Origin of the sequence: Nostoc sp., assembly GCF_036916975.1 — a bacterium.
Classification (GTDB): domain Bacteria; phylum Cyanobacteriota; class Cyanobacteriia; order Cyanobacteriales; family Nostocaceae; genus Nostoc.
This window is the reverse complement of the sequence record NZ_JBALFF010000077.1, coordinates 63,612-69,731: the sequence shown is the minus strand read 5'-3', so window position 1 is coordinate 69,731 and position 6,120 is coordinate 63,612. Positions and strand designations below refer to the sequence as shown.

General features: G+C 40.6%; 4 protein-coding genes, 1 tRNA gene and 1 pseudogene. 2 read left to right on the top strand and 4 right to left on the bottom strand.

Features of this window, described 5'->3' with window-relative positions; genetic code table 11:
- Positions 1-638: pseudogene (locus V7K73_RS18710) on the top strand (hypothetical protein); the annotation flags it as partial.
- A 50-nt stretch (positions 639-688) separates the two neighbouring features.
- Positions 689-759, top strand: a tRNA-Gly gene (locus tag V7K73_RS18705).
- 511 nt (positions 760-1,270) lie between these two features.
- Here the strand turns inward: V7K73_RS18705 and pstB are convergent.
- The 4 genes from pstB to pstS form a co-directional block, all read right to left on the bottom strand.
- Complete coding sequence (gene pstB / locus V7K73_RS18700) at positions 1,271-2,077, bottom strand: phosphate ABC transporter ATP-binding protein PstB (RefSeq protein ID WP_334882061.1); 807 nt, start codon at positions 2,075-2,077, stop codon at positions 1,271-1,273.
- Positions 2,078-2,137: 60 nt separating this feature from the next.
- The gene (pstA, locus tag V7K73_RS18695) at positions 2,138-3,019 is read right to left on the bottom strand and encodes a phosphate ABC transporter permease PstA (protein WP_334882060.1); all 882 of its coding nucleotides are present in this window, start codon (positions 3,017-3,019) and stop codon (positions 2,138-2,140) included.
- 19 nt (positions 3,020-3,038) lie between these two features.
- A complete protein-coding gene (gene pstC, locus V7K73_RS18690; RefSeq protein WP_334882059.1) occupies positions 3,039-3,989 on the bottom strand; it encodes a phosphate ABC transporter permease subunit PstC in 951 nt (316 codons plus the stop codon).
- 184 nt (positions 3,990-4,173) lie between these two features.
- A complete protein-coding gene (gene pstS / locus V7K73_RS18685; protein WP_334882058.1) occupies positions 4,174-5,352 on the bottom strand; it encodes a phosphate ABC transporter substrate-binding protein PstS in 1,179 nt (392 codons plus the stop codon).
- Positions 5,353-6,120: the final 768 nt, after the last annotated feature.

Sequence of the window (6,120 nt, the reverse complement as noted above, 5' to 3'; positions counted from 1 at the left end):
AACGTCAACAAGAACTTGCTCAAGAACATCAACGTCAACGTCAACAAGAACTTGCTCAAGAACATCAACGTCAACGTCAACAAGAACTTGCTCAACAACGTCAAAGTCAACAAGAACTTGCTCAACAACGTCAAAGTCAACAAGAACTTGCTCAACAAAATGGTTCACCCCTACAAGAACCACACACTAAAACAGGACAAGCTCCACGAACTGAAAATGATGGAACTATTGCACAAACTCACACAGCAGGAGGAGTAATAGTTAGCTGGATTCCTTTAACTCAATCTCAACAGACGATCTTAATGAAAACTGATTTACCGAAGGACATCAAACTACCTGAACTTGCACCAAGCACAAAACAAGATTCTACAATTGCAATCCAACAAGACCTTGGACTGAAGACGGGGAATTTTTTATTTAGCTTAATCATTGAGGCAAATGGCGTATGTTCAAAGGCTGTATTATTGCCCGATCAGAATATATCACCGGACGAAAAAGCCATATATGAGCAATTCGCTTTTCAGGAAGTTTGTCAAAAAAATAAATTTAACCCTGCCTACGAACTCGCTGATCAGACAAAAAAACAAACAAGCAACCTATATGTAAGGTTTAAAATCCAACCTACCAATTCCAACTAGATGCTTGAATTTTTCCAAAAGCTATGTTACACTTAATAAGTTGGAAATTCGCGGGCGTAGTTTAGTGGTAAAACTATAGCCTTCCAAGCTATTAATGCGGGTTCGATTCCCGCCGCCCGCTTAGAAAAAGTCTCAAATTCACTAGTGCAGCACGGTGTAAATCACCTGATAATTTAAATACAAGGGGAAAAATCCCTCGTTCAAGGTGGGTAAACTTCCGTTACAGTGTACTATAGCTGTTCTCGTTTCCATGAAGTACATTTATTTTTAAACCTCACCCCCAACCCCTGTCCTTACCAAGGAGAGGGGAGTGTTTGCACCCATGAAATACGGGGTGAGGTTCAGACTGTATTGCAGCTAAGTGAGAAGCGCTATAGTGCATGCAAGAAGTAAGGTTATTTTGAAGTGGGTATTTTACCTGTCCAATCAATGTAAATATTAATATTAAACAGCTTAAATTATTGCTTTTCTTGACAAGAAACAGCCATGATGGATCAAGCGATGCCTGCGGCGAGCTATTCGGTGTCGCTAACCTTGGCAAATAAATAAAAAACTAGAGGAATATCGCCCAGCTTTAATTTTCCGAGTATCCCTCATTGTTCTAACATTAAGAATGTGTAATATTTATCTACTTATCCAAATCTGCCGCTAACGTAATCTTTGGTATCTTGCTGCTGAGGATTGTTGAAAATTAGTTCTGTGGCATCGTACTCTACCATGTAGCCGTTACGACCTCCAGTCTCTGTAGTTTTAACGTTAAAAAAGGCTGTCTTATCAGAAACCCGCGCTGCTTGCTGCATATTATGGGTGACGATAACGATGGTATATTGCTCTTTAAGTTGGTGAATTAGTTCTTCAACCCGCAATGTGGAAATAGGATCGAGGGCAGAACAAGGTTCATCCATTAATATAATTTCAGGTTGGACTGCGATCGCTCTTGCAATACATAACCTCTGTTGTTGTCCACCAGATAAAGACGAACCACTTTGTCGCAGTTTATCTTTTACTTCGTCCCACAAAGCTGCTTGTCGCAAACTCCGTTCTACTAATTCATCCATATTACCTTTGTAGCCGTTGATTTTGGCTCCAAAAGCAATATTGTCATAAATTGATTTGGGAAATGGGTTTGGTCTTTGAAACACCATCCCAATCCGACGACGCACCTCTACAGGATCAATGTCGGATGCATACAAGTTTTTATCGTAAAAAAGTATTTTACCTTCTGCCCGAAATGACTCAATCAGGTCATTGAGGCGGTTATAACATCGCAATAACGTACTTTTACCACAACCAGAAGGGCCGATAAAGGCTGTAACCTGATTTTTGGGTATATCTAGCCAGATATTTTGCAAGGCTAAAAATTTGCCGTAGTAAACGTTGAGGTTTTCGGTGCGTAAAACGGTTTGAGTATCGTTGAGAGTGCTAATGTTGTTAGCCATAAATTAAGTGTAGTATTAGTTTTAGCGATACAAATCCGCTATGAAGATGCTGTTTTTGCACTAAGCTTTCTGGCGAGTTGCCCAGCGAGCGATAATACTTGTGATTAGAACCATCAATACCAAAATCAAAGATGCTGCCCAAGCTAGTGATTGCCAATTTTTGAACGGAGAAATGGCATATTTGTAAACCAAAACAGCAAGGGAAGCTGTGGGTTCAAATAAGCTACCAGGCCAAAAATTGGAAAACAAGGCGGTAAATAGTAAAGGTGCGGTTTCTCCAGATGCTCTGGCGATCGCTAGAGTTGCCCCTGTTACAATTGCAGGTAAGGCTGCTGGCAACACTACTTGACTTACTGTTTGAAAGTTAGTCGCTCCTAACCCTACAGATGCTTGTCGCAAATCTTGCGATACTAACTGCAAGGCTTCATCAGTGGTGCGGACAATAATTGGCAACATCAAAATTGCCAGTGCAAACCCTCCACCGATAGCAGAGTATGATCCTAAGTTTAACTTTACCAGTGTCAAAACTACAATCCCGTATGCAAATACTCCAGCAATAATTGACGGGACTCCACTCAGGACGTTAGCCGCAAAACGTACCCATCTCGCTACTTGGGCAGAGCTAAATTCTGTAATGTAAATCGCCGCCAAAACACCAAATGGGATACTAATTAAAGCAGCAATTCCTACCATTAATAGTGTACCCAAGATTGCATTACCAAAGCCTCCTCCGTGTTGTAAAGCTTTGGGTGGGAGTTCAAAAAAGAGGCTGGGACTCAAACTGCTAAAACCTTTAATAATGACGTAAGAAAGCACTGCTAGCAAAGGCACAAGTGCCAATACTCCACAGATAAATGCGACTACAGTCATTATTGTATTAAACAGTGTCCTTTGAGACATGGGAGCGCGAGTTAAACTGCGCTCTGGAAAACTAGAAGTCATAATTCAACCCAAAACTAAGCTACAGTCGCTTGACTCTCAAAACGATAAATTCGGCCATGATATTGACTACCAGGGTCAAGAAAAATAGAACTAAAGCAGCGTACATTAAAGCCGAAACTTGCAAACCACTAGCTTCTGAAAATTGATTTGCTAGTAGAGAAGAAATCGTATTGCCTGGTGCTAACAGTGAGATACTAATGTTGTTGGAATTCCCAATCAACATTGTTACAGCCATTGTTTCTCCCATTGCCCGACCGAGTGCCAACATCACAGCGCTAACTATCCCCGAAAAGGCTGCTGGAATCAGAATTTGTAAGATCGTTTCCCATCTGGTTGCTCCTAGTCCTACGGCGGCTTGGCGCAAACTGGGGGGTATAGAAATCAAAGCATCGCGCGATAGGGCTGTGATGATGGGTAAAGTCATAATTGCTAATATGACTCCCGCCGGTAACATTCCTGGGCCTGTAGGGGAGGTGCTAAAAAATGGTATCCAGCCAAAGTAACTATTGAGCCATTTTCCTAAGTTAGTTAAGATAGGCACTAAAACAAAAATACCCCACACGCCGTAGACAACGCTGGGAATAGCTGCAAGCAGTTCTACTGCAAAAACCAATACCAACTTCACTTTTGCTGGTAAAAAATCCTCGCTTAATACAATCGCAGTACCAACTCCAATCGGTACAGCTATCAGTAAACCAATAAAAGAACTCAAGAGAGTTCCATAAATTTGAGGTAGCACCCCGTAGGTATCATTTACTGGGTTCCAAGTGGTATTAGCTAAAAAGCTAGCACCAAACTTTTGGATGGCCGGCCCAGAAGCAATTGCAACCTGTAAGCCGATCCATAATAAAGCGCCAGCAACCCCAAAGGCGAAAATTTTAGTAAGCCAAATAAAACCCCGATCTAGGGATTTTTCTACATCAGAGCGATTTTTGGTCGCTGATGAAAGGTTTTGAGAATTTGTAGTCATGACTACCGACTTTCACAATTAAATCAGAGGAATATATGGGAGGCAACCATATCAACAAATTTGTTGCCTCATCGTCTTTTGAAAGCGAGACATTGGTAACACTGAGTTCCAAATTACAAATGCCTATAGTCTAGTAAGCAGCCTAGAAATTATTGTCTAGGAATGCCTCATGTCTTGACTGTAGCTACTTACTAGCGCTATTACCTGTTACAGCGATTTTATAATCTGGACTGATTTGATCGGCAGCAGCAGCCACCTTTGCAATGACGTTTTGGGGTAGAGGAACATACCCTAGTGCAACAGCCTGCTTTTGACCATCGGTTAAGGCGTATTCGATCGTAGCTTCAACTGCCTTAGCTTTTGCCGCATTGGCATATTTCTTATAAGCCAAAATCCAGGTGTAAGTGACGATGGGATAAGAATCAGCCCCTTCTGGATCGGAAATGAAGACGCGGAGATCGGGCGGTAGAGTTGCTGATGCCAGAGTTTTAGAGGCTGACTCTTCACTAGGTACAATAAACTTACCGCTTTTGTTTTCTAAAGCAGCAAACTTGAGATTATTTTGTTTGGCATAGCCGTACTCGACATAACCAATAGAACCTTGTGTTTGTTGAATTTGAGCCGTAATACCTTCATTCCCTTTTGCACCAACTCCCTTAGGCCAGTTGACAGTTTTGCCTTCACCAACTTTAGTCTTCCACTCTGGGCTAATAGCGCTGAGGTGTTTTGTAAACACACCTGTTGTTCCGCTACCATCAGAACGATAAACAACTGTGATTGGCTGTTTAGGAAGCTTTGCGCCTGGGTTAGCTTTGGCAATTTGGGGATCATCCCAAGACGTGATTTTGCCTAGTAGAATATCGGCGTAAACAGTTCGTGGTAACTTTAGTTCTGCAACATCTGGCAAGTTATAAGCTAGCACGATGCTACCAGCAGTTACAGGCAGTAAAATAACGCCTCTATCGGCTGGCACCTTCTGGATTTCTTCATCCTTCATGGCAACATCGCTGGCACCAAAGTCTACAGTCCCTTTGATAAATTGCTCAACTCCAGCACCACTACCAACGGAGGCATAGTCAACTTGCAGATTTGGATATTTTTTATTTAGATCCGTAAACCATGTATCATACAGTGGTGCTGGGAAAGACGCACCAGCGCCGCTTAACTTGAGATTTCCACCCAAATCTAATTTGCTTGTGCTGGAGGCAGTGGTATCTGTAGCAGTGCTAGAAGGACTCTCCTTAGTGGCTGTATTATCTTGATTTTGCTGTCCGCCACATGCAGCTAGGCTGATTGTCAGTGCTAACACTGAAACTGAAGCTGTGAGGCGATGGATTTTGATTACACTAAGAGGTGAGGGCATCGCTATCAATTTTTGGGTAACTTTTCAGGTGAGCGCTTCTCAGGATACCCCTAAAGGATGATAGTTAAGGTAAAGAATAGGTTAACAAAGCAAAAAATGCTTGTTTTTTTTTGATGAAGAACAAACACTTGTTTCTATTTTTGCTTGACAAAATTTATACTGCTTTTTAGTCGGACTTTACAAATATTACTATATGAATGTGGTTACAGATATTTACAAAACTATTTGAATAGTGTAAATTTATTGTTCAATTCTAAAAAAAAAAGGTGCAGTATGATATAATACTAAACTTCAGAAATTTGAGATTAGATGAAACTTGTTTCTGCTTATTGGTCTTAGCAAACTTCAAGCCATAACTAAACAATATCAGTTTAGCCAGTGAAATTATTTAGAGAAAGCAGAAGAAAAACCATAAATTGCCTATTTTCTGGAGAGTAGGCGGGGCGATCGCTAAAAAATAGTGAATTTAAGAACTATCTTTAGCACTTTGTAGCAAAAGTTGGCATTAAGTCTAAACATTTAGTTTAAATACTATATTTTTTTACTATTATTAACATGTATTAGGTCAAATACCATAATATAAATCAGACTATGCTTTAGTCAATAAAATTACAGCTATAGACACCTAAGCGATAATTTGCAGAACTGAAAAGTTACATACCAAAAAGGCAAAAAAAATATGCTAATTCTTAGAGGTGTCAGCACAAATCTCATTTTGATACTAATGAATATACTAGTATGCCACGGCGGAAATAGAGCAACCATTTA

Bases quoted from the DNA above. Each gene is read 5' to 3' on its own strand.
- pstS (WP_334882058.1), bottom strand. From the start codon at position 5,352: ATGCCCTCACCTCTTAGTGTAATCAAAATCCATCGCCTCACAGCTTCA.
- pstC (WP_334882059.1), bottom strand. From the start codon at position 3,989: ATGACTACAAATTCTCAAAACCTTTCATCAGCGACCAAAAATCGCTCT.
- pstB (WP_334882061.1), bottom strand. From the start codon at position 2,077: ATGGCTAACAACATTAGCACTCTCAACGATACTCAAACCGTTTTACGC.
- pstA (WP_334882060.1), bottom strand. From the start codon at position 3,019: ATGACTTCTAGTTTTCCAGAGCGCAGTTTAACTCGCGCTCCCATGTCT.